21 protein-coding genes and 1 pseudogene are annotated in these 24,161 nt (G+C 59.0%); 10 read left to right on the top strand and 12 right to left on the bottom strand.

The annotated features are described in order from the left end of the window. The first annotated feature begins 89 nt into the window (after positions 1–89). Positions 90–302, top strand: a complete 213-nt coding sequence (locus E9954_RS26415; RefSeq protein WP_168442619.1) for a LapA family protein — start codon at positions 90–92, stop codon at positions 300–302. Here the strand turns inward: E9954_RS26415 and E9954_RS26410 are convergent. Further along, a complete protein-coding gene (locus E9954_RS26410; protein ID WP_168442618.1) occupies positions 289–1,584 on the bottom strand; it encodes a glycoside hydrolase family 1 protein in 1,296 nt (431 codons plus the stop codon). The two genes, E9954_RS26415 and E9954_RS26410, sit on opposite strands and share 14 nt — an antisense overlap. Position 1,585: 1 nt before the next feature. Continuing rightward, a complete protein-coding gene (locus E9954_RS26405; RefSeq protein WP_136082302.1) occupies positions 1,586–2,743 on the bottom strand; it encodes an MGDG synthase family glycosyltransferase in 1,158 nt (385 codons plus the stop codon). 198 nt (positions 2,744–2,941) lie between these two features. Between E9954_RS26405 and E9954_RS26400 the strand changes: the two genes are divergently transcribed. Next, complete coding sequence (locus tag E9954_RS26400) at positions 2,942–3,307, top strand: ion transporter (RefSeq protein ID WP_136082301.1); 366 nt, start codon at positions 2,942–2,944, stop codon at positions 3,305–3,307. An 87-nt stretch (positions 3,308–3,394) separates the two neighbouring features. Beyond that, the gene (locus E9954_RS26395) at positions 3,395–4,261 is read left to right on the top strand and encodes a GNAT family N-acetyltransferase (RefSeq protein WP_136082300.1); all 867 of its coding nucleotides are present in this window, start codon (positions 3,395–3,397) and stop codon (positions 4,259–4,261) included. Here the strand turns inward: E9954_RS26395 and E9954_RS26390 are convergent. Beyond that, entirely contained in the window at positions 4,188–5,969 is a 1,782-nt protein-coding gene (locus E9954_RS26390; protein WP_136082299.1) for an IS1634 family transposase, read from the bottom strand. The genes E9954_RS26395 and E9954_RS26390 overlap by 74 nt on opposite strands. A gap of 150 nt (positions 5,970–6,119) precedes the next feature. Between E9954_RS26390 and E9954_RS26385 the strand changes: the two are divergent. Next, positions 6,120–6,845 (top strand): annotated as a pseudogene (locus E9954_RS26385) (carbon-nitrogen hydrolase family protein); the annotation flags it as partial. Between the two features lie 6 nt (positions 6,846–6,851). On the opposite strand, the gene E9954_RS26380 reads toward E9954_RS26385, so the two are convergent. The 7 genes from E9954_RS26380 to E9954_RS26350 all read right to left on the bottom strand — a co-directional run bounded on the left by E9954_RS26380 (position 6,852) and on the right by E9954_RS26350 (position 13,771). Further along, a complete protein-coding gene (locus tag E9954_RS26380; RefSeq protein ID WP_136082297.1) occupies positions 6,852–7,901 on the bottom strand; it encodes a succinylglutamate desuccinylase/aspartoacylase family protein in 1,050 nt (349 codons plus the stop codon). Between the two features lie 3 nt (positions 7,902–7,904). Further along, complete coding sequence (rimK, locus tag E9954_RS26375) at positions 7,905–8,810, bottom strand: 30S ribosomal protein S6--L-glutamate ligase (RefSeq protein WP_136082296.1); 906 nt, start codon at positions 8,808–8,810, stop codon at positions 7,905–7,907. Positions 8,811–8,826: 16 nt separating this feature from the next. Next, positions 8,827–9,285, bottom strand: a complete 459-nt coding sequence (locus E9954_RS26370) for an ATP-dependent zinc protease family protein (RefSeq protein WP_222847326.1) — start codon at positions 9,283–9,285, stop codon at positions 8,827–8,829. Then, complete coding sequence (locus tag E9954_RS26365; protein WP_136082294.1) at positions 9,278–9,940, bottom strand: alpha/beta fold hydrolase; 663 nt, start codon at positions 9,938–9,940, stop codon at positions 9,278–9,280. The genes E9954_RS26370 and E9954_RS26365 overlap by 8 nt, the downstream gene beginning before the upstream one ends. Before the next feature lie 76 nt (positions 9,941–10,016). After that, positions 10,017–11,906, bottom strand: a complete 1,890-nt coding sequence (locus tag E9954_RS26360; protein ID WP_136082293.1) for a carbohydrate-binding protein — start codon at positions 11,904–11,906, stop codon at positions 10,017–10,019. A 249-nt stretch (positions 11,907–12,155) separates the two neighbouring features. Continuing rightward, complete coding sequence (bioF, locus tag E9954_RS26355; protein ID WP_136082292.1) at positions 12,156–13,319, bottom strand: 8-amino-7-oxononanoate synthase; 1,164 nt, start codon at positions 13,317–13,319, stop codon at positions 12,156–12,158. A 188-nt stretch (positions 13,320–13,507) separates the two neighbouring features. Further along, the gene (locus E9954_RS26350) at positions 13,508–13,771 is read right to left on the bottom strand and encodes an AbrB/MazE/SpoVT family DNA-binding domain-containing protein (RefSeq protein WP_136082291.1); all 264 of its coding nucleotides are present in this window, start codon (positions 13,769–13,771) and stop codon (positions 13,508–13,510) included. A 104-nt stretch (positions 13,772–13,875) separates the two neighbouring features. On the opposite strand from E9954_RS26350, the gene E9954_RS26345 reads away from it, so the two are divergent. Together E9954_RS26345 and E9954_RS26340 are read left to right on the top strand one after the other, a co-directional pair. Then, the gene (locus E9954_RS26345; protein WP_136082290.1) at positions 13,876–14,484 is read left to right on the top strand and encodes a CPBP family glutamic-type intramembrane protease; all 609 of its coding nucleotides are present in this window, start codon (positions 13,876–13,878) and stop codon (positions 14,482–14,484) included. A 14-nt stretch (positions 14,485–14,498) separates the two neighbouring features. Beyond that, entirely contained in the window at positions 14,499–15,290 is a 792-nt protein-coding gene (locus tag E9954_RS26340; RefSeq protein ID WP_136082289.1) for an SDR family oxidoreductase, read from the top strand. Positions 15,291–15,399: 109 nt separating this feature from the next. On the opposite strand, the gene E9954_RS26335 is transcribed toward E9954_RS26340, so the two are convergent. After that, positions 15,400–16,695: an NCS2 family permease gene (locus tag E9954_RS26335; protein WP_136082288.1), complete on the bottom strand. Its 1,296-nt coding sequence runs from the start codon at positions 16,693–16,695 to the stop codon at positions 15,400–15,402. Positions 16,696–16,716: 21 nt separating this feature from the next. After that, complete coding sequence (locus E9954_RS26330) at positions 16,717–17,490, bottom strand: outer membrane protein OmpK (protein ID WP_136082287.1); 774 nt, start codon at positions 17,488–17,490, stop codon at positions 16,717–16,719. A 171-nt stretch (positions 17,491–17,661) separates the two neighbouring features. Between E9954_RS26330 and E9954_RS26325 the strand changes: the two genes are divergently transcribed. From E9954_RS26325 to E9954_RS26310, 4 genes are all read left to right on the top strand, one after another. After that, positions 17,662–18,924 carry a tetratricopeptide repeat protein gene (locus E9954_RS26325; RefSeq protein ID WP_168442617.1) on the top strand — a complete coding sequence of 421 codons (1,263 nt, stop codon included), beginning with the start codon at positions 17,662–17,664 and terminating at the stop codon, positions 18,922–18,924. A 181-nt stretch (positions 18,925–19,105) separates the two neighbouring features. Continuing rightward, positions 19,106–20,419 (top strand): SEL1-like repeat protein, encoded by a 1,314-nt coding sequence (locus tag E9954_RS26320; protein ID WP_136082285.1) that lies wholly within the window; start codon positions 19,106–19,108, stop codon positions 20,417–20,419. Positions 20,420–20,433: 14 nt separating this feature from the next. Then, positions 20,434–22,263, top strand: coding sequence for an SEL1-like repeat protein (locus E9954_RS26315; RefSeq protein ID WP_136082284.1), 1,830 nt, complete (start codon positions 20,434–20,436; stop codon positions 22,261–22,263). Positions 22,264–22,277: 14 nt separating this feature from the next. Further along, positions 22,278–24,140 (top strand): tetratricopeptide repeat protein, encoded by a 1,863-nt coding sequence (locus tag E9954_RS26310; RefSeq protein ID WP_136082283.1) that lies wholly within the window; start codon positions 22,278–22,280, stop codon positions 24,138–24,140. Positions 24,141–24,161 lie beyond the last annotated feature (21 nt).

Raw genomic sequence — 24,161 nt, 5'->3', positions numbered from 1 at the left:
GGCGGGGCATAGGCGGTTGCCAGATGAAGGTCGACAACCCATCCTTGAGGAATAAAATGCTTGGCCAATACAACACAGGAGGACGCTTCATGATCAAACTAAAACTCTACGCCGCTTTGGCGCTGATCCTACTCGTGTTGATCGTGGTGTTCCAAAACACACAGGCGGTGGAGACGCGCTTCCTGTTTGTCTCCTTCACCATGCCGCGTGCCGCGTTACTCACGATTACCTTCATGGTGGGGGCGGTGGCGGGGCTGCTGCTGTCCTTCGCTCTGTCAAAGAAAACGCCTAGGAAGATGTGAACCCGCGGTCACGGATGATCCGGCTGTAGAGCTGTGCGCTGGGTCGCGGCGTGCGTTTGAGTTCCGGGTCGGCGGGGTCGACTTCCACCAGTCCGAACTTCATGGAAAAGCCTTCCTTCCATTCAAAGTTGTCGATGAACGACCAGTGGAAATAGCCTTCAACGGGAAGGCCCTCCTGCAGGGCGGTGTGGATCTGTTTGAGATGTCCGGTCATGTAGCCTGGACGCTTTTGGTCGTCGGCATCGGCGATGCCGTTTTCGGTGATGTAGATCGGCTTCCCATAGCGCGCCCACACTTCAGAAAGAATGTGCGCCAAGCCCTCCGGCCAGATCTGCCAGCCCATGTCGGTGGTTTCCACTCCACGCGGGATGGAATCGATGTCGAGGAAACCTTTGTTCCATTTGCGCAGTGAAAAACGAAGCGACATGCGGAAATAATAGTTGATGCCGCAAAAGTCGATCGAGTCTTCCAATCCGTCGATTTTCCCCTTCCCGAAAAATGGATGCAGCCGGCCGGTATGGACGGAGCGATCCCATGCCCGGAAAAGCAGCGTGCGGGTGAAGTGTTCCGTCCGGCGCTCATACCAACCGCGCAGTCCCGGAGTTCCCCACGCCTCCAAATATGGATAGGCCATGGCGATGCCGACGCGGGCGTCCGGACGCCGCTTGTGAATCAGGGCATAGGCACCCGCATGGGCGCGCAGCATGTTGCGGCTGCATGTCCGGAACGCGGGAATGGAGCGGCGCTGCGGCGGGAAGTCGCCCGAAATATTCCCGGCGAGCAACGCCACCATCGGCTCGTTGAGCGTGATCCAAAGGTCGGGGAAATCGCCGAGTTCATCGACGATGAATTCGACATAGCGCAGGAACTGTTCAACGGTATCGGGGTTGGTCCAGTCGCCCTGCTCCGCCACCCAGCGCGGCAGCACCCAATGGTGCAGGGTGAGGCAAACCTGGATGCCATGCCGCCGAAGCGAGGCGAGCATCCGGCGGTAGTTCTCGATGGCGGTGCGGTCGAATTCTCCTTTGCGAGGCTCGACGCGCGCCCACTCAATCCCAATTCGGAAGGCCTGATGCCCCATGGCCGCGAGCAGCTCATGGTCTTGCTCAAAGCGGTTCCAGTAGTCGACCGCCTTCCCGGATTCGGGCTGTTCGGGGGTGGCCAGCTCCCAGTGCCACCAGTCGGAGTGCTTGTTGGCACCCTCGATCTGGTGCCCGGACACCGCGCTCCCCCACAGGAAGTTTTCGGGAAATTTCAGAAAGGTATCCATGGTCGTCGGCACGTTAATCCTGTTTGGACCTGGAGATGCGCACGACCCCTTCATCGAGGTGCTCGACGGCGTCGTTGACGATGTCGCGCGCGGCGTGCGGGCGGCCCAGCGCCTTGGCGGCGGCCTGCATCCGCTGGAGCTTTCCCGGATTCTTGAGCAGTTCATCGATGCGGAAAGAGAGGGTCGATACGCTGTCGGGCGCAATGGCCGCGCCGTTTTCCAGCAGATAGATGGTGTTGAAGACCTCCTGCCCCGGGATGGGGTTCCAGATGACCATCGGCAGGCCGAGGGCGAGACACTCGGAGGTGCTCAGTCCGCCGGGTTTGCCGATGAACAGCGTGGCCATGGCCATCCACTCGTGCATCTCCTTGGTGAAGCCCAGCGTATGGAAGAGCATGTTTTCGACCGGATGGGCTGCGATGTAGGCATCGATCTGTTTCTTCAACTTGGCGTTGTTTCCACAAACCATCACGAGGTGGCATCGGGAGGTAATTCCACTGACCATGTTTGCCATGTCGCTTCCGGTCATTACCCCGAAGGCGCCGGCAGAAAGCAGGACCACCGGCAGGGCGGGATCAATGCCATGTTTCCGGCAAAGCTCGTCGCGGTTGCCGGGCGCTTCAAACAGCGGATCGATCGGAATGCCGAGCGTCCTGACGCGTTTGGGCGGAAAATTCAGCCGGATCAGTTGTTCGCGGCTTTCCTCTTTCGCAACATAGATCCTGTTGATGTAAGGCTCGAGCCAGGTGGCATGCACATAATAGTCGGTGACCACCACGGCGAGATCCGTGTTGATGTCGTCCTTGCGTAGCATGGTTGAGATGATGTCCGCCGGCATGAAGTGCGTGCATAGGCAGAGGTCGGGCTGGAATTTTTTGATTTGCCGGGCCAGCGGCAGCCCGTTCAGGCGGTGCAGCAGCATGCGGCCCTTTTCCTTTTCCCAGGGCTGGTCTGTTTCATCGAAGGCATAGGACCAGATGGTCGGTATTTTTTTCACGGCTTCGATGTAGAGCTTGGCATAGAGCTCCTCGAACACCTTGTTGGTGTATTCGAGCGCATCGACCAACCTTACTTCCGAAAACCGGTCGTCTTGTTCGCAAACCGAGGCCAGCGCCTCCGCGGCACGCCGGTGCCCGTTTCCGGCATTCGCATAGAGAATCATTACTTTCATCGCGTCTCCTTATCCAGATGCAGGAAGGCATCCTGCCATAGAACCGATTCGTATCCAATGCTCCTCCACCGCTTTGGCATCATTCAAGTTGAGTCAACTCGCCAGGGCAGGGGGCATCTTTGTTTACTCGATGTTCGACGGGGCCTCTTCATATAACTTCGCCAACAATCAGGCGTTATCGACCGTGGAGATTGGTCTATGATCAGCAAAGATGCCATTAATCAAATCGTCAACAGCAACGAGCATGCTGCCGGGAAAGCCTTCGCGTTTGCCGTCCAGGGCTTGATCCTTGTTTCGCTGGTTACCTTTTCGATCGACACCCTGCCCAACCTTTCGGAAAGCATGCAGGGAATTCTGAACGGTATTGAAATGGCGACGGTCGCCATCTTCACGCTTGAATATGTGCTTCGCCTGCTGGTCGCCGAAAGCAAGGCGAAGTTTATTTTCAGCTTCTATGGTTTGGTCGACCTGGCGGCGGGGAATCGTTGGCATCCCTCCCTGGTGAATCAACTTTCCTTGTTTACATTGCCGGGAACAACCGCTATTCCAGCGCGCAACCAATAAACGGGAATTCTTCATGGATAAAACAGCCAGGACATCATCGAACTCCGCCACCTTGAAATCGAAGACTATATCCATCTGCGCAGCTCCATGGACAAGGCCTATGAGCAGACCGGCCTGGGCTCGTGGAAAGAGGTGGAGATCCGCCGCCTGCTGAAGATTTTCCCCGAAGGCCAGTTGTGCATCACGCTCAACGGCAAGGTGGTGGCCAGCGCGCTTTCGCTCATTGTCCAGTACGACCGGTTCGGCGACAACCATACGTATGTCCAGATCCATGGGGACCACACCTTCAACACGCACGATTCCGAGGGGGATGTGCTCTACGGGATCGATGTGTTCGTGCATCCCGAATACCGCGGCATGCGCCTCGGCCGCCGGCTCTACGAAGGGCGCAAGGAGCTGTGCGAAAACCTCAACCTGCGCGCCATCATGGCGGGCGGGCGGATCCCGAACTACAAGAACTTCGCGCACGAAATGACCCCGCGCGAATACATCGAGAAGGTGCAGGGCAAGGAGATCCACGATTCCACCCTGAGCTTCCAGCTCTCCAACGGCTTCCATGTGAAGAAGGTGCTCAAGAACTATCTCGAAGGGGACGTCGAAAGCCGCGAGTTCGCCACCCTGCTCGAGTGGAACAACATCTACTACCAGCCCAACCCCTCCGTGCTCAATGTCGAGCGCACCGATGTCCGGGTCGGGCTGGTGCAGTGGCAGATGCGCCCGTTCGCCAGTGTGGAAAAACTGATGGAGCAGGCGGAATATTTCATCGATGCCGTCTCCGACTACAAGGCCGACTTCGTGCTCTTCCCGGAATTCTTCAACGCGCCGCTAACCCGTCTTTCGCTATTCACGGGTAAAAGTGCCTTGTTTATTCCATTTCTGTTCATAGGTCTGCACTACATTTATTTTTTAGTTCCTCGAGCCGAGGGGGCGGCTGATCCGGTAGCGTCAGGTTGAGCTGGTGCAGGAGAAGCTGGAGATCCTTTTCGGGCTGGGTGTAGCGCGGCAGGACCAGGTTGCGGCCGTCGGTGGTGGGCAGGTGCACGTCGATCATCTGCATGGCTTTGAACTTTTCGAGGATGGCGCGGGGCGTGAGGCCGGGCGCTTTTACCTTGGCCCGCTGCTTGAGCGTGACCTGCAGACAGTAGGAGAGGAAGCTGACGAAGATATGCGATTCGATGCGGTCGTCTTTCTGGTGGTAGACGGGCCGGATGTTGAGGTCGTGTTTGAGTTCCTTGAAGGCCTGCTCGACTTCGGTGAGCACGATGTATTGTTTCCACAGCTCTTCGGGGTTGCCGGCGGTGAGGTTGGTGCGTAGCAGGTAGGTTCCCTCGCCGCGCCGCGCCTTTCGTAGTTTCTGCCGGTTGAGGCGGAAGGTGAAGGTGTCGGGCGTGACGGGTTGTCGGGGTTCGGGGAGCTGGATATCGATTAGTCCCCATGCTTTTCCGGCGTCCTGCCTGGCGGCGCCGAGCTTGAGCAGCAGCGCGTCGCGCTTGAGGTTCTTCATGCCGCTGATTTGGTGCAGCCGTTTCCAGAGCTTCTTAAGTTTGCGCCGCCGCATGGATTGCTCCTTATCGCGCCGTCCGCCGCTGCGGGTGAGCACGTAGAGGTCTTCGCCGTCGCGGGCGAGTTTGACTTCGATTTGTTCCTGCACTTTTTTCCACGGCTCGGCGAAGAGCTGGTCCTCGAGTTTGGTGAGCCGTCCGCGCGGGGTGCCGACGAGGTAGCTCGCGCCTTCATCGCGCATCTGTTCGAGGGCGTCTTCGGTGGGGATGCCGCGGTCCATGATCCACAGCCGGTTCATCCTGCCGTACTGCTTTTCGATTTTGCGGAGGAAGTCCGGCAGCGTGGTTTTGTCGGACGTGTTGCCGGGCATGACTTCGTAAGCGACCGGGAAGCCTTCGGGGGTGACGATCAGCGCGATGACGACCTGTACACAGTCAGATCGTTTGTCGCGGCTGTAGCCGAAGCGCTTGAGCCCGTCGGCATCCTCCGGCGGGTCGCATTCGAAGTAGGTGCTGGTGAGGTCGTAGAGCAACACGTCGTACGAGGCGCCGAAGAGATCCGCCCACCGTTGCTTCAGGAAGGAGAACAGGCCGGCCTTATGTTCGCAGAGCTTGTCGAGGCAGCGGTAGAGCGTGTCCTTGGCAGCCACCGAATCGTCCTCGCCGAGCAGGTCGGCCATGGCGCTGTTTCGGAACCAGTCGCGGTGCAGCCGCCATTCGCTGCCCGGATCGAGCAGGCGGTAGGCGACAAGGGTTTTAAGCACGTTGATCCATCCGGTACCTTTGCGACTGTCCGGCAGGCGCGGTCCCCAGAACGAATCGAGTTCCAGCTGGTTCCAGAGTTCCATGGCCAGCCAGCAGCCGCCCCACTGGCGGGGATGGCGCAGCGTCATCTGGCTGAGCCGGATCTGGACGGGGTTGGACACCTCGGGCGGCGGCATCCGGTCGTCGGGGAACAGGCTCATCTGCTTGACGCAGTCATGCGACTCGTCCAGCACATCCAGGGCCGAACACCACTGCGCCTGCTGGCTGTCATTGAGTTCACCCAGATAGAGCAACTGACGCTGATGTACGCCCCGGCGCGTGCGGACACTTTCCACGACACTCCAGTAGCGATGTTCCTTACCGTCCTTCAACCGCTTGTGGCATCTCAAGTACATGCCCTTATTTTTCCATAGAAAACAAAGTCGTCAACGGGCAAGGTCTGCACTACAGCCCGTTTTGGAACACGCACCCCGGTAAATAAAGGGCAAAACGGAGGTCGCACCCCCGAAATTAGTCGTTTTCAGGGTCGAATAGCGAAAGACGGGCTAATGTCGCCGCACAACCACCTGCCGGAGGCCAAGGCCATCCGTGCGCTGGCCCAGTTCACCAACCCGGTGCGCGATCGGTTCCTCGAGCTGGCGGTGGCATACAACGTCAACGTCATCACCGGTAGCATGCCCGAGGTGGCCGAAGACGGCCGCCTGTTGAATGTCTCGTTCCTCTGCCGGCGCGATGGTTCCTACGACAGCTTCCACAAGATCCATCCGACCCCTTCCGAGGTCGAGGCCTGGGGCATGTCCGGCGGCGACCGCATCGAGGCGTTCGACACCGATTGCGGCCGGATCGGCATTTTGGTTTGCTACGACGTCGAGTTCCCGGAGGTCTGCCGCATCCTGGCCGACCAGGGGATGAACATCCTGTTCGTGCCGTTCCTGACCGACACGCAGAACGGCTACATGCGCGTGCGCCACTGCGCCCAGGCGCGCGCCATCGAAAACGAATGCTATGTCGTCATCGCCGGCGCGGTCGGCAACCTGCCGAACGTCAACAACATGGATATCCAGTATGCGCAGTCGGCCATCTTCACCCCGTCCGATTTTTCGTTCCCCACCAACACCGTGAAGACCGAGGCCACGCCCAACACCGAAATGGTGCTCATCGCCGATCTGGACTTCGACCTGCTCAAGGAACTGCATTCGCGCGGCAGCGTGCGCAACATGAAGGACCGGCGGAAGGACCTGTACCGGATTGTGCAGGCCGGAACGGAGTAGCGGCGCCTAGCTGAACACCGGCGGTTCCTCGCTCTCCACCGTATCGGTGAGCGGGTCGAAGGCGTCCTGGAAGTTTTCGATCGACTCGGCGGCTTCCGAGGTTTGGGAAAACCGCGCAATGTGGAAAATCGCTTCCCCCTCGTGCACCAGCGGCAGCCGGGTGCGGCCAATCACGATCCCGGCCACGGAACTCTTCACCAGCTCTTCGTGTCCGCCGGAGGGATCGCTGATGTAGGCCAGCTCGTCGCCGACGGAAACCTTCGCGCCCAGCGGGACCAGCGACCGGGCCACGCCGCTCTGGGAGGCCCGCACCCAGGATGAACTCTTGGCGATGAGCGGATGGTGCTCCTTCCGGCGCATCCGTTTGCGGACCATGCCGAGGTGCGACAGAATGTTGAGTATGCCGGCGACCCCGGCGCGGATCGAGACTTCGTCGAAGCGGAGGGCCTCGCCGGCCTCGTAGACCAGCGATGGAATGCCGAGCTCATGGGCGGCCTTGCGGAAGGTGCCGTCGCGCAGGCCGGCATCGAGCACCACCGGTGCATTGAACGCCTTGGCGAGCGCCGCGAGTTCGGCATTGCCGTTGAGCGTTGCCCGGATCTGGGGAAAGTTTTCGCGGGCGACGGCCCCGGTATGGAGGTCGATCACGTGGGTGCAATGGGGCAGCACTTCGGTCATGAGCACATTGGCCAGCCGCGAGGCCATGGAGCCTTTCGGCGATCCGGGGAAGGAGCGGTTCAGGTCGCGCCGGTCCGGCAGGTAGCGCGACTGCGCCACAAACCCGAACACGTTCACCACCGGGATCAGCAGCAGGGTGCCCTTGATCCGTTCGATTGATTTGTGGCCCAGCAGGCGGCGGATGATCTCCACGCCGTTGATCTCGTCGCCATGCACCGCGGACGTCACCAGCAGGCAGGGCCCGGGGTTGCGGCCATGCACCACATGGATCGTCATGGTGGTGGGTGAATAGTTGTAGAATTCCGGTAGCGGCAGATGGATGGACTGGCGGGTTCCTGCCTTGATTTCCTGACCGTCAATGGTGATGGCCGCTTGCATGGGCTAGCCTTGCCCTTTGGTTTTGGTGTTCCCCGCCTTGGCATTCTTCTCAATGTAATCGATCACCTGCCCGGCAATATCCTTCCCGGTGGCTTTCTCGATGCCTTCGAGCCCGGGGCTGGAGTTGACCTCCATCACCACCGGGCCGTGGTTGGAGCGAAGCAGGTCAACCCCGGCAACATTCAGCCCCATGATCTTGGCGGCGCGAACCGCCGTGGAACGTTCTTCCGGCGTAATCCGGATCAGCGACGAGGTGCCGCCGCGGTGGAGGTTGGAGCGGAATTCGCCGGGCGCCGCCTTGCGCTGCATCGAGGCAACGACCTTGTTGCCGATCACGAAGCAACGGATGTCCGCGCCTTTGGATTCCTTGATGTATTCCTGCACCAGGATGTTGGCCTTCACGCCCATGAAGCCCTCGATCACGCTTTCCGCCGCCTTTTGCGTTTCGGCCAAAACCACGCCGATGCCCTGGGTGCCTTCGAGCAGCTTGACGACCAGCGGTGCGCCGCCGACCATCTTGATCATATCCTTGATATCGTCCGGCTTGCTGGCGAAGCCCGTGAGCGGCAGGCCAATGCCCTTGCGCGAAAGCAGTTGGAGGGAGCGCAGCTTGTCGCGCGAGCGGGTGATGGCCACCGATTCATTCAGCGGGTAGACCCCCATCATCTCGAACTGCCGCAACACGGCGGCGCCGTAGAAGGTCACCGAGGCGCCAATGCGCGGGATGACCGCATCGATCCCTTCGATGGCCTCGCCCTTGTAGTGAATGGTCGGGTGATGCGATGCAATGTTCATGTAGGCGCGCAGCACGTCGATGGTCTGCACGTCATGCCCTCGCTCTTCCGCCGCTTCTTTGAGCCGGCGGGTGGAATAGAGTTTGGCATTCCGGGACAGTAGCGCGATTTTCATTTTGTATTCTCCAAATTCAAACGAGGCCGTACAGGGATTTGGCCCTGAGTCTCCCGTTGAGGTAGGAAGCCGCCGGATCGACAAGCGTGTTTTCTTCCATGGCGCGACGACCGAGCAACATGCGGAAGCGCATGGAATCCCGGTTGGTGAGCGACATCTCAATCAGTCGGAACTTATCGCCAATTAAAACTTTGGTTTCAATGATATAGCGCAACTCTTTATGCCCGCCCGAATCGCTAACGATCCGCTCATCCTTCACCGCGGCGGTGCATTCCAGGACCAGGTTTTCATTTTTCTGGAGCGGGTGGACCTTGAAGCGCACACGGGAAGCCCCGTCCTCTTGGTACGGCTCGATCGAGAAGGTGTGCAGGCAGGAGGTTTTTGCGCCGGTATCGACCTTGGCCTTGATGGCCGGGATTCCAAGTTCGGGAAGGGCGCACCATTCCCTCCATCCGAGTTTGAGGGGTTCATTCATTTTCATCTTCCTCGTTTATGAACTGCTGAACTTCATTCATTGTTTCGGCGAAGTGGTGGGCCGGCAAGGCATGTCCGTCGTCTTCGAAGACCTTCAGCCGGCTGTCCGGCAGCTGCCCGTGCAGCCATTCCGCCGCACCGACGGGGATGATCCGGTCCTGCGCTCCGTGCAGCAGCAACGTCGGGACCCCAAGGGTCGGAACCTTCGCGCGGACGTCCGATGCCAGCAAATACTCGAGCCCGGCCACCAGCGAGTCGAGAGGTTCTTGCGCTCCTGCGTAGGGGTGGCAGGGGTGGGGGTGGTGGACGTTCCTGTAAAACGCCGCCAAAACGGCATCCGGATTGCGCTGGAGTTGCACAATCATGCGCTTGAGGATTTTTTCGTGGGTGCCGCAGGGGTGGTCCTCGGCCGCGCAGAATTTGGCGGTGGAGGAGATGAGCACCAGTTTCCGGCAGCTCTCCGGCAGCAGCTCCATGGCCAGCAGTCCGCCCATCGAGCCGGTCACGATATAATCGGAGTCCGGAATGGATCGGGCGGCGAGCACGTCTGCCCCGGTCGTCAACCGCACTTCGAAGCGACCGGCCAGCGCATCGCCCATGGGCTTGATGGCCTCGATGCCGTGCGCCCATCCACTTATGAGTAGAACGTTTTTCATTAAGACAGGAGTACAGGATCGGTGGGAGATAGATCAAGTGCAGTCCGTTTAGTTCCGAGGCCTGGGGTTGGAATCGTTACTGCCTTACCAGGGTCATGGAGAAGAAATTCATCACCGCATAGTTTTCCAGGTTCGGTTCCTTGATGGACAGGGTGATGGCCAATGCCCCGCCTTTATGCTCGATCACGCCAATGCCCTGATCGGCACGCGTGTTCCAGCCGCCGGTAGGTTTGAAGTGCTGCTCAAACATGCGCTCGTTGAGTTGGATTGAAAGGACGCCTCCATTTTGGGAGGGAGCGGCATAGTTCACGATTACCTTGTAGGTGCCTTCGCCAAGGCCGGAGACATCGAACCAGATGAAATCGTCCGGGGAGTCCCAATAGCCAAGGCATGGGCCGGTAGGTTTATCCTCGAGTTTTATACGACCTTCAATCACGGCATCCCGGGGAAGAAGCTCTAGCCGGGAAGTGTTTTCTTCTGCATAAACCATAGGGGCGATGCCGGCTTCCGTTGTTTGTTCAAGCGGTTTGACCTCTGCATCGGGGTTCAGCGAGTACTCGACCAATTGCGCCCCCTTAAGCCGATTCCAGTGCCCAACCAGCAGCCTCTCTTCGGAGGAATCCCCCGCTGATATTGCTGTCAGGGTAGGATGCGTAATTCCTTTTCTTGTTGTCTCGGACTTTTGAAAGACCAGCGTCCCGTTGGCGTCGTAGACATAGAGCACGGCCAGATCCGGGGATAGGTTCTTTCTAACCGCCAGATGGGCCGGCTCATCCTTACGGAACCTGACGGCAACGGCATCGACTTCTCCATAAGTGCGACATCCCGGAGCATCGAGCTCCATGAGGATGCGGCCCCTCATGTCCGCGATCCTGATGTTGTTCTCTCCCGGCAAAAGAATATTGAGCCGGTTTCTTATGCCCGGCCATTGAACCAACGCAAACTCCTCGGGAGCCTTTGATATTTTTAGCCGGTCAACAACCGTCCCGTTTGCATCCAACGTAGTGAAGCTGCTGCCATCCTTGAAAAAGAATTCTTCCTTTCCGTTGCCCCGGACATCCGCCATCTCGATATGCCCCAGTGAAGAGACCGGATGCTTCCACAGGGTCTTACCGTTTTTGTCCAGTAGCTTAATCCCTTCCCTATAGCGACGGTTCACAGCAAACTCGGCCACGCCATCCCCATCGATGTCCCCGCTAAGGGCTCCGTCGATGGCACTCTCGCCCTCGGCTCGCTCAGCGTGGTTCCAAATCTCATCGCCATTCGAATCCAGCAAAGTGGCGGACTTAAAGTGCCGGCGTGCCAGTACCCGGCAGTCTCCGGCATCAGCGATGCCCACTGGGCGCACTGAAACATAGTGGTTGGTGAATTCAACCCGCCGAAGCTCCTCGTACTGATCGTCCAGCAGCACCATTCCCCAGTTAAAGCATACCAACGTCTCCGGCCCACTATTCGATCTCCAGAGGCCATGATCAATGGAGGTTATGCCCTGATGAAGAGTCTTATCACTGAAAACCACGCGCTGTGTAAGATTGTCGGAAGTGGCATCTCCCAGATTTTTTTTCAGTTCAACCGGCCTTCTTGCCCGATCTGAAAGGGTCGACTGCAACGGGATAATTCCAACAAAAGAGACGACCGGAAATAGCACCATGACTCCAAGGATGCTAAAGCATTTTGCCGCTCCCGGCCAATCGGGGCGCTTGCGCTCAATAAGACGCCCCGTAAGCCAGGGGACCAGGAACCAAAATAGCGAACCCAGAACTCCAAACTGAACCAGGGGAGGCAATCCGCCCGCAAACTGAAGCAGGAAAATGATCGGTGCATCCAGAATTAGCAAAGGGATGAACACCAGTCCCGCCGTACTGCTGTTTGATTGTGAAAATATGTTGCAGAGATATACTGCAAAGCCCAAGTGGAGCAGCGACGTCACAATACCGACTTTGAATCCCGCGGTTGTTTTTTTCATGGCCATTATCTCCTTCATGCGCCCGGTGGATCTTCGTCTATCTCCCAGACTTGGTTGATCGAACTCTGATTATTATGATCACCAATCGCACAGGGCGTGCCAGCAGGGGTTCATGACGCGCAACTCGCAGTAAATAGGCCGGTTACGCCGTTTTATGCGCTGATGGTTCCAGAGCCGGCGGGCATGGGAGGCATATGCTGCATACAAGCGTTGATCAGAGTTTTCGTAAGGTCGGGGACTCGAAAAACCCTAGTTTTCTTTTACGGCTTTGATGATGAGCTTGGCGGCGCGTTCGAGGTCGTCGACGAGGTGGGCGAGGGTGATGGAAATCCGGAGCCGGGCGGAGCCGGCCGGAACCGTCGGCGGGCGGATGGCGGCCGCAATAATGCCTTCCTCGCGCAACCGTTGCGAAATGGCGACCGCCTTTTTGTTTTCGCCGATGACGATGGGGATGATCTGGCTTTGGCTTTGCAGGGTGTCGAGCCCGGCTTCGTGGAGCAGGCTGCGAAAATAAGCCGCGTTCGCCTGGAGGATGTAGCCGAGGCGCGGGGAGGCTTCGAAGACATCAAGCGCGCCGAGCGCCGCGCCGATGACGGCCGGGGGCGGGGCGGTGGTATAGATGAAGGCGCGGGAGGAATTAACCAGCAGCTTGCGCAGATTTTCGGAACAAGCGACGTAGCCGCCATAGCCCGCCATCGCCTTGCTCATGGTGCCCATCGAAACGGTTACGGCTTTTTCAATCCCGAATTCACGAACCAGTCCCGATCCGTTTTCGCCAAAGGTGCCGGTGCTGTGTGCCTCGTCGACCATCAGCATCGCACCGTATTTTTCGGCCAGCGCCGCGATTTCCTTCAGCGGTGCAAGGTCGCCGTCCATGCTAAAAACCGATTCGGTGATGATCAGCTTCCGGCCGTTCGTGTCTGCGTATTGCTCCAGCCGCTTTTCCAGGGCCTCGACATCGTTGTGCGCCCAGCGTACCAGTTTTGCGCCGGAGAGCTTGCAGGCGTCGACCATGCTGGCGTGCACCAGCTTGTCGGCAAAGATGGTGTCGGCGCGCCCGGCGAGGCTAGGGATGGTGCCGGCGTTGGCCATATAGCCGGAACCGAAGACGAGGGCGGACTCGTAGCCCTTTTCCCGGGCCAGCCGGGCCTCCAGCTCTTCGTGGATCGGCAGGGTGCCGGTCACCAGCCGCGAGGCGGTGGCGCCGATGCCGTATTGGTCGAGCGCTTCGCGGGCGCGATCCATCACATGCGGGTGGCGGCCGAGGTCGAGATAGTCGTTGCTCGAAAAGTTGAGCACTTCCTTTCCATCGATCTTGATGACGCCGCCGGCCTCGGGATAGACGCGCGCCGTCCGTTCGAGCCCCTGCGCCTGCGCGCTGTCGAGTATGGGTTGTATCCAGTCTTCACACATGATCTATTTAGCCTTGAGGTATTTATCGGAAAAGGGTTTGGGCTTGAGCACTTCGATGCCTTTGTAGCCATTCACATTTAGTAGGTGCTTGTCGCCGCTACAAATCATTATCCTGATTGGCTTCAAAGTTCTCGGCACCCCTCCAAAGAAAATTGCCGACATGGCAACGTTGGTGTCGATTACGACCCTCATTTTCCAGACCGGACGGCTTTAATCGCTTTGGAGATATCTGATTGCTTCATGCCCGCGGCTTTGGCCTGTGCCTGGGCTTTGTCCATCAGCGCCCTGAATTCATCAATTGAAGGGGCTTTGATGGTTTTAAGAATCACGGTGTCCTCATGGGCAACAACAACGAATTGGTTGCCGGCCTCAAGGTGCAAGGCTTTGCGGATTGCTTCGGGAATAACCACCTGTCCTTTGGTCGTCATTTTGGTTGTCGCGAGTTTTTGCATTGGATGCTCTCCATTTCTTACCAGTAAGAAAGCATGCGGGGAGCTGAAGATCAAGTGCAGAAACGGAATTGGCGCAACCCCGAAAATGGATTATAGCTTTCCCCATGAATCTATTTGCCGGCTTCGTCCCCTATATGGCCGTCCTGGTTGGACTGTACCTGTTCCGCAGTGCGTGGACGGCGGTGCTGCTGTATCACGCGGGCATCGTGGCCTTCCTGTTGATGCGCCGCCGACCGAACGTTTGGAAGCGGGCATGGGCGGGCATGCGGACGCCGTTACTGATTCCTTCGGTACTGGTCTGCGCATTTGCCGCACCGATTGTCTATTTCATGTGGCCCTGGTTTGCCGCATCGGAAACCGTCTTGCCGGAATGGATGGCGCGCTACGGGTTGACCGGCCTTTCATGGCTTTTGCTGGTTCCCTACTTTTCCATCGTCCACCCGGTGCTGGAGGAGATCCATTGGCGCGGCCTTGCGCCGGAAGGTTTTGTTTGGCTATGTTGGCAGGATCTACTGTTTGCCGGCTACCACGTGCTGGTGCTGTTCCAGCTGATCCATTGGCCGTGGCTTTTCCTGGTTTTCGGGGTGCTGGTGGGCAGTTCGGTGTTCTGGCGCTGGGCGGCGGACCGGTTCGGGGGCTACGGCCTGCCGATCCTGACCCACGCCGCCGCCGATGCCGGGGTGGTGGTGGCGGTTGGTTTCTTGTTGCAGTGAACGGAGGTTGAAAAATGGAACTTGGATTGCATGGAAAAGTGGCGATGGTGGCCGGGGCGAGCAGGGGGCTCGGCTACGGCATCGCGCGCGAGCTGGCCCGCGAAGGGGCCTTGGTTTCGATCGGTAGCCGTACCGAGGCGGACGTGTTCGATGCCGCCGAGGTTTTAACCGAGGAGACCGGCTCGGAGGTGTTGCCCAACATTCTGGATGTTTCGAATCCGGAATCCATTGCCGAGTGGCTCGAAAGCACAACCGAGGCCTTCGGTGGCGTCGATTGTCTCGTCGTGAATGCCGGCGGCCCGCCCGCGGGAACGTTCGACGACTTTGCCGACTCCGACTGGCAATCCGCCTTTGAACTGACGCTGATGAGCTCGGTCCGGATGATCCGGGCCGTGTTGCCCGCCATGCGCGAGGTGGGCGGGGGGGCCATCCTCACCGTCACGTCGGTTTCCGTGAAGGAGCCGATCGATTTCCTGCTGCTTTCGAATGTCATGCGGTCCGGCGTAACCAGCTTGGCCAAGAGCCTATCGCAGCAGCTGGCGCCGGAAAACATCCGCATCAACAACCTGATGCCGGGGCGGATCGATACCGACCGCGTCCAGGCGCTGGATGCCCTGAAAGCCGAAGCCCGGGAGTTGCCGGTGGAGGAAGTCCGGGCCGCAAACGAACTCGGCATTCCCTTGGGGCGCTACGGAACCATCGAGGAATTCGGCCGTCTCGGCGCCTTCCTGCTTTCGGACGCCGCCTCCTACATCACCGGCCAGACCATCGCCGTGGATGGTGGTTCGATGAAAACGGTTTGGTAAAAAAACGTAACGAGTAATGCGTAATTCGTAATGGACCCGGCAGGCGGGGAGTTGTTCCCGTTTTACGCAATACGCAATACGCAATACGCAATACGCAATACGCATTACCCTAATGGACGACGCTCACGGCCAGGTTGATGGCGGAGAGCAACCCAACCACCCACATGACCGGCGACACCTTCTTGAAGTCGCCGGAGCAGACCGCAATCAGGATGTAGGAGAGAAAGCCGACCGTCAGGCCGGTGGCAATGCTGAAGGTCAGCGGCATCAGGATCATGGTAAGGAACGAAGGCACGGCAATCTTCAGGTCGGAGAAGTTGATCTCCTTGATGTTTCGGAACATGTAGACCCCCACGATGATCAACGCCGGCGCCGTGGCAAACCCGGGCACCACGCCGATGAGCGGCGCCAGGAAGAGGCCGAGCAGGAAGAGGGAACCCGTCACCACCGAGGCGAGCCCGGTGCGCGCGCCGTCGCCGATGCCGGAAGCGGATTCGATGTAGGTGGTGGTGGTGCTGGTGCCGAGCAGCGAGCCGGCGATGGTGGCCACGGCGTCGGCTTCGAGCACCTTGTCGATCTTCTTGATCGTTCCGTCGGGCTCGACGTAGCCGGCTTCGTAGGAGCAGGCGACGATGGTGCCGATGGAGTCGAACAGATCGACGAACATGAAGGAAAAGATCGCGCCCACGAGTCCCCACTGCAGGGCGGCGGGAATATCGAGCTTGAAGGCGATCGGCGCCAGGCTCGGCGGGGCCGAAACCAGTTTTTCCGGCAGGCTGACTTCGCCGAAAAGCGCGCCGACGATGGTGGCGAACACGATGCCGATGAGGATGGCGCCCTTGATCTTGCGGGCCTCGAGCACGGTGATCACCAGCAGGGCCACCAGGCCAATCAGCACCGGCGTGGTGAGCGGGCCGATCGAAACCAGTGTGGCCGGGTTATCCACGATCAGCCCCAGGTTTTTCATGCCGATGAAGGTGATGAACAAGCCGATGCCGGCGGCGGTGGCAATCCGGAGTCCGACCGGTATGGCCGTCACCACCTTTTCGCGGATGCCCACCACGGTGAGCACCAGGAAGACGATGCCCGAAACAAAAACGACGCCCAGCGCGGTCTGCCAGTTCAGGCCTTGCCCCAATACGAGGGTGTAGGTGAAAAAGGCGTTGAGCCCCATGCCCGGCGCCATGGCGAATGGCACATTGGCCCAGAGCCCCACGAGGAAGGTGCCCAAGGCCGCCGCCAGGCAGGTGGCGGTGATCAGCGCCGGTTTATCCATGCCCGTTTCGCTCAGGATCATCGGGTTCACGAAGATGATATAGGCCATCGTCAGAAAGGTTGTGATTCCCCCGATGACTTCCGTTTTCGTATCGGTGCCGTGTTCTTTGAGTTTGAATAAGCCAGGCATGGTTTTCTCCGGTTGTAAGGTTTAAAAGTGGGACTTCACGAGCAGGCTGATGGCGCTCTGTGTGGTCGGGAACACGTTGGAGTCTTTGATCCCGTACTTGTTCGACCAGTAGTCGTATTCCACACCCACGTTGAGGCGGTTCGGGTTCCAGCCCCAGAGGGTGCCGATGTCGAACTTGACCTGCGGGCAAAAGTGCAGGTTCTTGCTGTACAGTCCGTCATCGTTGACCACCCAGTCCAGGAAGCCGTCGAAGATGAAGGTGGTTTTGCCCATCGGCCGGGAATATTTCCAGACGCCGGTCAGCTGAATGGATTCGCCGTTACCGCCTTTAAGGTCGAAACGCTGGTAAGCATTAAGCTGAACAAAGTCCATGCCCGGAACATCGAGGTCGACCCCGGCACCTACAAGCATGTTGTGGCCGTATTCATCCAGGTTGACCCCGCGCCCGTATTCGTAGCAGGTGGCAATCAACCAATCTTTAATGAAGGCCACGGAAAGATCTTTTCCGGTCATTTTGTTGAGGCTGAACCGCGGCGCGATTTCGCCATAGTAAGATGCGTCATCGCCGGCACTGTTTTGATCGCCATTGAAATAGATAAAATCATTGAACCAGAAGAAGTCCCCGTATTCCCAGCCGTTGGCGTGTTCGAGCGTGACGGTGGTCTGGTCTTCGGGATCGACCTCAAAGCCGGTACCGGCCAGCAGGCTCACACTGGTGTCGGTCCACTGGATAAAGTCGCCTGCGAAGGTGGATGCGGCGCTGGCGGCCACGAGGGCGGTAATGATGCGTTTCATGGAATCTCTCCTTGTCTGTTACCCCCGCCGCTCCGGGGCGGGATGTGATGAAACCCACGTTATCCTCTAATTCCCGGGCTCTGGCTAGCCTGAAGTTTGGGTTCGAAATGACCGGTATACATGGTAGCATACCCCTGTTTTTTTGGTGCGGTCTACGGGAACGGGGTGGAGATGAAGACGCGAAGGGCATGGTGGGTTGCAATAGGTTTTGCCGTGGGGGTTTCCGCGGCGGGAACCGAGGGGATTCCGGACGAATGGGGCGCGCAGGCGGACTATGCCCAGGCCGCCTATGCCGAGGCCATGGACTATCTTTCCAAGGGGCGGCAAAAGGATGCCGAATGGCTGGTGGCCGAGGCCTGCAGCGTTGTGCCGGATTGCCGGAGGCTGTGGTTCCTGAAAGGCGTCATGCAGCGGAGCCGGTTCGATTGGAAAACCGCGCGCGATTCCCTCGTGAAGGCCTATGTGCTCGACGACGCTTCCGTGGTCTCGCGGGCGGCGGGCGCGGTGGTTCCCATGGATATGGGCGTGATGGTGGAGGCCGGTTTCGAAACCCTCGAGGAGCTGATCGAAAAGCACCCCGACGAAATCCTCGTCCGCTGGCTCTACGGCATCGAGGCGCGCTACCACGACAAGCATGCGGAGATGGCGCAGAAGCAGTTCAAGCGCATCCTCAAGGAGTGGAAGGTTGCGCCCGTGATGGTGCACCAGACCTATGCCAAACTGCTGACCACCGATCTGGACCAGCCCAGGAAGGCGCTCGAGCACCGCATGCTGGCGGTGGAGCTCGAACCCGAGCCGTGGTCGTACCAGGGGCTGGCCAACACCTTCAAGAAACTCGAACGCTACAAGGATGCGGATCGCGTCTATGGCAAGCTGCTCGAAATGCAGCCCTACACCGCCATCAACTGGATCCAGTGGGGCAACTGCTGTTTCTACATGGGCGACTATCCCGCCGCCGCGGCCAAGTTCGAAAAGGCCTACATTCTGAGTCCGAAGGATGTTTCGAGCCTGATCTTCTGGGGGCGCAGCCTCGAAAAGCAGGGCAAGCTGGAAGAGGGCTTCGCCAACTATGCCAAGGCCGTCGAGCAAAACCCGGCCCACTGGCACGCCTGCTCCTACGCCGCCATCGCCAAACTCTACGGCCATGGCTGCAAACCCGACTTCGAGTGGGCCAAGGAGCTGGCCGCCAAAGGCCGCGGCAATCCCATCGACAACCTGCGCGAATTCGTCAACCTCGCCGACCAAAGCGACAATCCGCTTTCGCCCGAAAAGAGCGGCGTCCTGCTCAAGCACCTGACCGGCTTGGCGGAGAGCGGAGACACCAAGGCCTGCTTCAACCTCGGCATGATCCACCACCACGGCATCGGCGTGGAAAAAAATCCGAAGCTCGCAACCGAATGGTTCGATCGAGTGGCCGTGCCTGGAAAGCAATAAGCTGGAGGGCGAGGCTCTGTCCGAGCTTCCGCTGGTGGCTGGGCAGGCTTGGACAGCGCCTCGCCCTCCATTGAAAATGTCATGCCGGCAGGTGGGCCCGATGCCCCAAAGGCTTGCTGTCCTTACGGGTTTTTGCAAAACTCCCTGCTATCTTGTTGGCATTCAAACCATGGGGGTGGTGATGAAAGGTGTTCTAGGGTTGATGTTCGCGGTGTTCGCCGGCATCTGTTTCGCGGAGGCCGGTGGCGATTTCCGCATTTTCACGGCGGCGGATGGGCGCGTCATCGAGGCGCGGATTCTGGAATACAACCCCTCCCGCAACCAACTGCGCATCGAGCGCAACAACGGAGCCAAGGTGTGGATCAATCCCGGTACGTTCGCGGTGAAGGACCAGCCTTATATCGAGGAGTGGATTGTCGGGAACTTGTTTTGCGAAAATGAAAAATTCCGGGTGGCTGCCCAGATGAAGAAGGAGAGTTCAACGGGATCCGACAACGTCCATTACGACGTCATGCTGCAAAATCTAAGCGGATTCCCCTACAACGACGTGCGGGTGGAGTACCGCGTTTATATTGATCAGAAAGGCTATGCAGGAAAGGCGGATTCCAAGCGTTGCGTCGGCGGGAGGATCGACTTTGGAACTCTGGAGAACCGCGACAAACAGACCCGTAGCACGGATCCCGAATCCCTGGCGGAGGTTTATGAAACCGTTACCGAAACCTGGACGGACTACGACATATACGGAAATCCGATTCCCCGATCGAGCACCAAGAAACGGAAGGTACGGCAAGACAATGTGCAGGGTGCGCTTTTCAGGATCTATGGGCCAACGGTCGCCGGCAAACCCGTGATGCGCGAATACGCCATCCCCTCTGGCTTTGGAAAGGATGTGGTTTGGGAAGATAAGGGGCCTCCAGTCGCGCTTCGGACGCAAGCTCCTCCATCCAGGAACGCCTACAAGGATGCAATCCGGGAGGCCGATAAATACCGGGAGGGTAAGGATGGGGTGAAGAAGGATCCGAAAAAGGCGCTCGAAATCCTGCAGAAAGCCTTCGGCGAAGAAGCAAACGGTCTGCTTGCGTATAAGATTGGGCACATCTACCTGCATACGCCGGCGATCCGGGACCTGCCCAAGGCCGAGGACTGGATGCTCAAGGCAGCCGAACTGAAATATGGCTATGGCTGCAACGTCATTTCCATGTTCTATTCCTGCAACCGAAACGCCCCGTTCCACGATGGCGCCAAGGCCTTGAGGTTTGCGCTCATGGCCGTTGAGCTTAGCGATTCCCATCACGAGATCGACACCCTGGCCTGCGCCTATGCGCGGACTGGCGATTTCGGCATGGCGGTGAAGACGCAGGAAAAGGCCTATGGACTCGCGAAGGAAGCGAACGGTTCCGCCAAAACCCTCGAAATGTATGCATACCGCCTCGAACTGTTCCGCCAAGGCAAGGCCTGGGCGATCGGCATGAAGCCCAAGCAGGAAGAAAACTAAAGGAAGGCCGCCTTATGAGGATTGGATCGATGTGCATTATGGATGCGGCGACCACACGTTGCGACGATTGCCACGAAAAGGCACGGGAAACACAAAGACCCGGCCTGCCGGTTTTTCGTGCCTCGTTGTGGCCATTGTTCCGCCGCATGGAATTCTCACTATTTAATCGCCGGAGCAATAGAAGCCGTTACACCACGCGCCGGGTGGGGCACCCGGCCTACATGCTTGCGTTGCTACTGGCGACCAGCATCGTGCACGGCGACGCGGATGCGCTCTATAGGCAGGGCGCGGCGGTGTTCGAGTCCGACCCGGCGAAGGCGTGCGGATTGTTCGTGCAGGCGGCGGAGCAAGGGAATGTTTCGGCGATGGTCGGGGCCGGGCATTGCTTTGAAACCGGCGCCGGGGCGGCGAAGGATTATGCCAAGGCGATCGCGTGGTATGAAAAGGCCGTGGCCCAAAACTCGCTCAAGGCCTGCGAAGGCCTCGGCCGGATTTATGCGAGTTGCGAAAATCCCGAATTCCACGATGGCGAAAAGGCGGTCAAATATGCCGAGGCCTGTGTTCGAAAGAATCCGCGCAACGGCGACGCGCTTGCTCTCTTGGCCGCAGCGTATGCGCGGAATTTCGACTTCGGCAAAGCACTGGAGTCGGCGACCAAGGCTTCCCGTAGTGTGGATAGCATTGAGCAGGCGAAGGAGATCCGCAGTAAAATCGAACGCCTGAAGGCCGACGAGCCGATTCCTTCGGTCGCCACGGAAGCGTGGGTGTTCGAGGCCTCGAACCGCGGCAACCTTTGGGCAACGGTACTCATGGCCAAGCGATATGCGGATCGAAAGGGTGAAGCATACAATCCAAGGTTGGCCATTCAGATGTGCGAGAAAGCCATTGGCGCCGGAAAGTTGTCGCTGTATGCCTTGGCGGGGGATGTCTATTATTTCGCTGAGGGATCGTTCCTCGATCTGGACAAAGCGGCTGAATACTACAAATTGGCACTGAAACACGACTGCTATGAAAAGGCTAAAACACCCGTTCGGGTAAGGTATCTTAAATGCTTCGAGTGGGAGGCGAAAAACTGCATGGCGGCGGGAGTCAGAGCCCGGGATGGATACACCTACTCGGCGGAAGTGCCTTCCGGCTCCGATATCTATGGGAACACGACGTATACAACGACCACGGTAACCGTTCAGCCGAAACCCGAGATGGCAGCGTTTTATTTTGCCTTGGCTCGAAAAAAGGGTCATCCGGACGCGCTTCGGATGCAATCGACGGCTTCTACTGGGCGAACTCCTTCACCGAGGAACGCCTACAAGGATGCAATCCGGGAGGCCGATAAATATCGGGAGGGTAAGGATGGGGTGAAGAAGGATCCGAAAAAGGCGCTCGAAATCCTGCAGAAAGCCTTCGGCGAAGAAGCAAACGGTCTGCTTGCGTATAAGATTGGGCACATCTACCTGCATACGCCGGCGATCCGGGACCTGCCCAAGGCCGAGGACTGGATGCTCAAGGCAGCCGAACTGAAATATGGCTATGGCTGCAACGTCATTTCCATGTTCTATTCCTGCAACCGAAACGCCCCGTTCCACGATGGCGCCAAGGCCTTGAGGTTTGCGCTCATGGCCGTTGAGCTTAGCGATTCCCATCACGAGATCGACACCCTGGCCTGCGCCTATGCGCGGACTGGCGATTTCGGCATGGCGGTGAAGACGCAGGAAAAGGCCTATGGACTCGCGAAGGAAGCGAACGGTTCCGCCAAAACCCTCGAAATGTATGCATACCGCCTCGAACTGTTCCGCCAAGGCAAGGCCTGGGCGATCGGCATGAAGCCCAAGCAGGAAGAAAACTAAAGGAAGGCCGCCTTATGAGGATTGGATCGATGTGCATTATGGATGCGGCGACCACACGTTGCGACGATTGCCACGCAAAGGAACGGGAAACACAAAGACCCGGCCTGCCGGTTTTTCGTGCCTCGTTGTGGCCATTGTTCCGCCGCATGGAATTCTCACTATTTAATCGCCGGAGCAATAGAAGCCGTTACACCACGCGCCGGGTGGGGCACCCGGCCTACATGCTTGCGTTGCTACTGGCGACCAGCATCGTGCACGGCGACGCGGACGCGCTCTATAGGCAGGGCGCGGCGGTGTTCGAGTCCGACCCGGCGAAGGCGTGCGGATTGTTCGTGCAGGCGGCGGAGCAGGGGAATGTTTCGGCGATGGTCGGGGCCGGGCATTGCTTTGAAACCGGCGCCGGGGCGGCGAAGGATTATGCCAAGGCGATCGCGTGGTATGAAAAGGCCGTGGCCCAAAACTCGCTCAAGGCCTGCGAAGGGTTGGCGCGCATTTATGCGAGCTGCGAAGATCCCGAATTCCACGATGGGGAACTGGCCGTGAAATATGCCTCCGCCGTCGCCCGCAAGAATCCGCGCGATGCCGACGCGCTCGCCATTCTGGCGGCGGCCCATGCACGGAATCTGGATTTTGCCCAAGCGGTCAAGTTTCAGTCCGATGCCGTGCGGTATTGCTCGCTGGAGCAGGCGTCCGGTTTCAAGGAGCGGATTGCGCAATACAAGCGCGGCATCCCGGAGCCGGTTGCGGCTTCCGAGGTGTGGATTCTTTCCGCCGCCGACCAAGGCATGCCGTGGGGCCTGTATATGCAGGGCAGGCAGTGCCTGGAAAAGCAGGAGGAGGATCAGGCGGTGCAATGGTTCGAGCGGGCGGTGGCCGCCGGTTCGGCCGAGGCCGCCCTGGAGCTGGGCGACTGCCATTGGCTGGGCCTGGGGGCGGGGATCGATTACATCAAGGCGGCCGAGTGCTACGCAACCGCAACAGACGCGGGCGTGGAGCTGGGGGAAGACCGCGCGGAACGGATGGCATATTTCGACAAGGTCTGGGAGCGGCTGGAGCATAGCGATGCGGAGGAGTGTTTCGAGGAGGGCCGGCGCAATGAACGTTGGATCGATGAAATCGTATCGCGCGTCGGCAACAACATGGATAAGGAAAAGCTCAAGGTGATCCGCGCGGCAGGCTTGAAGCGCTCGATGTATTGCTATGCCATCGCCATGGCGAAAGGACACGCGCCGGCGAAGAAGGAATTCGAGCGGATCCAGGGCGAGCTCAATAAAAAATCCAGTACCACAACCCCGTCCGTTGCGGCAAAACGCGCGGAGCCTCCGAAGAATCCCTACGCCAAGGAGCAACGGCCCAGCCGGGGCAAGGCTGCGGATCTGGTCGACGAGGCCGTCCAGGCCCGCAACAACGGCGAGCAAAAGGCGGCGTTCGATCTGTTCATGGAATCCTATTCGATCGATCCCTCCGCCAACAACGGCTATGCCGCCTACAGCCTGTGGCACTACTACCGCAAAGGATTGCCCGGGGTTCCGGAAGATTCCGCCCAGGCCGAGCAATGGCAGCTCCGGGCGGCCGACAACGGCCACCCCGAGGCGTTGCACAGCGTGCTAAGAACCTACACCGAAACGGACGCCAACCCGGAAGCCGCCATGGAATATGCGGCCAAGTTGCTGGTCTGGCCGCGGCAGAACTACCGGTTCTGGGATGTCCTGGCGCAGGCCTACGCCCTCAACGGCAACTTCCCGAAAGCGGTCGAGTTCCAGATGCGCGCCATCGAAGCCCTCAAAACCGAAACCGAGCGTCTTCAGCAGCGGCATTCCGCGCAATACGCCACCGATCTCGAACACTACCAAAAGAGCACCCTGCCGCCCGGCTGACCCCAATGCCGAAAGGGTTGA

Origin of the sequence: Pontiella desulfatans (assembly GCF_900890425.1) — a bacterium.
GTDB classification, from domain to species: Bacteria; Verrucomicrobiota; Kiritimatiellia; order Kiritimatiellales; family Pontiellaceae; genus Pontiella; species Pontiella desulfatans.
The sequence above is the reverse complement of the archived record's forward strand: the minus strand, read 5'-3'. Positions and strand labels throughout refer to the sequence as shown.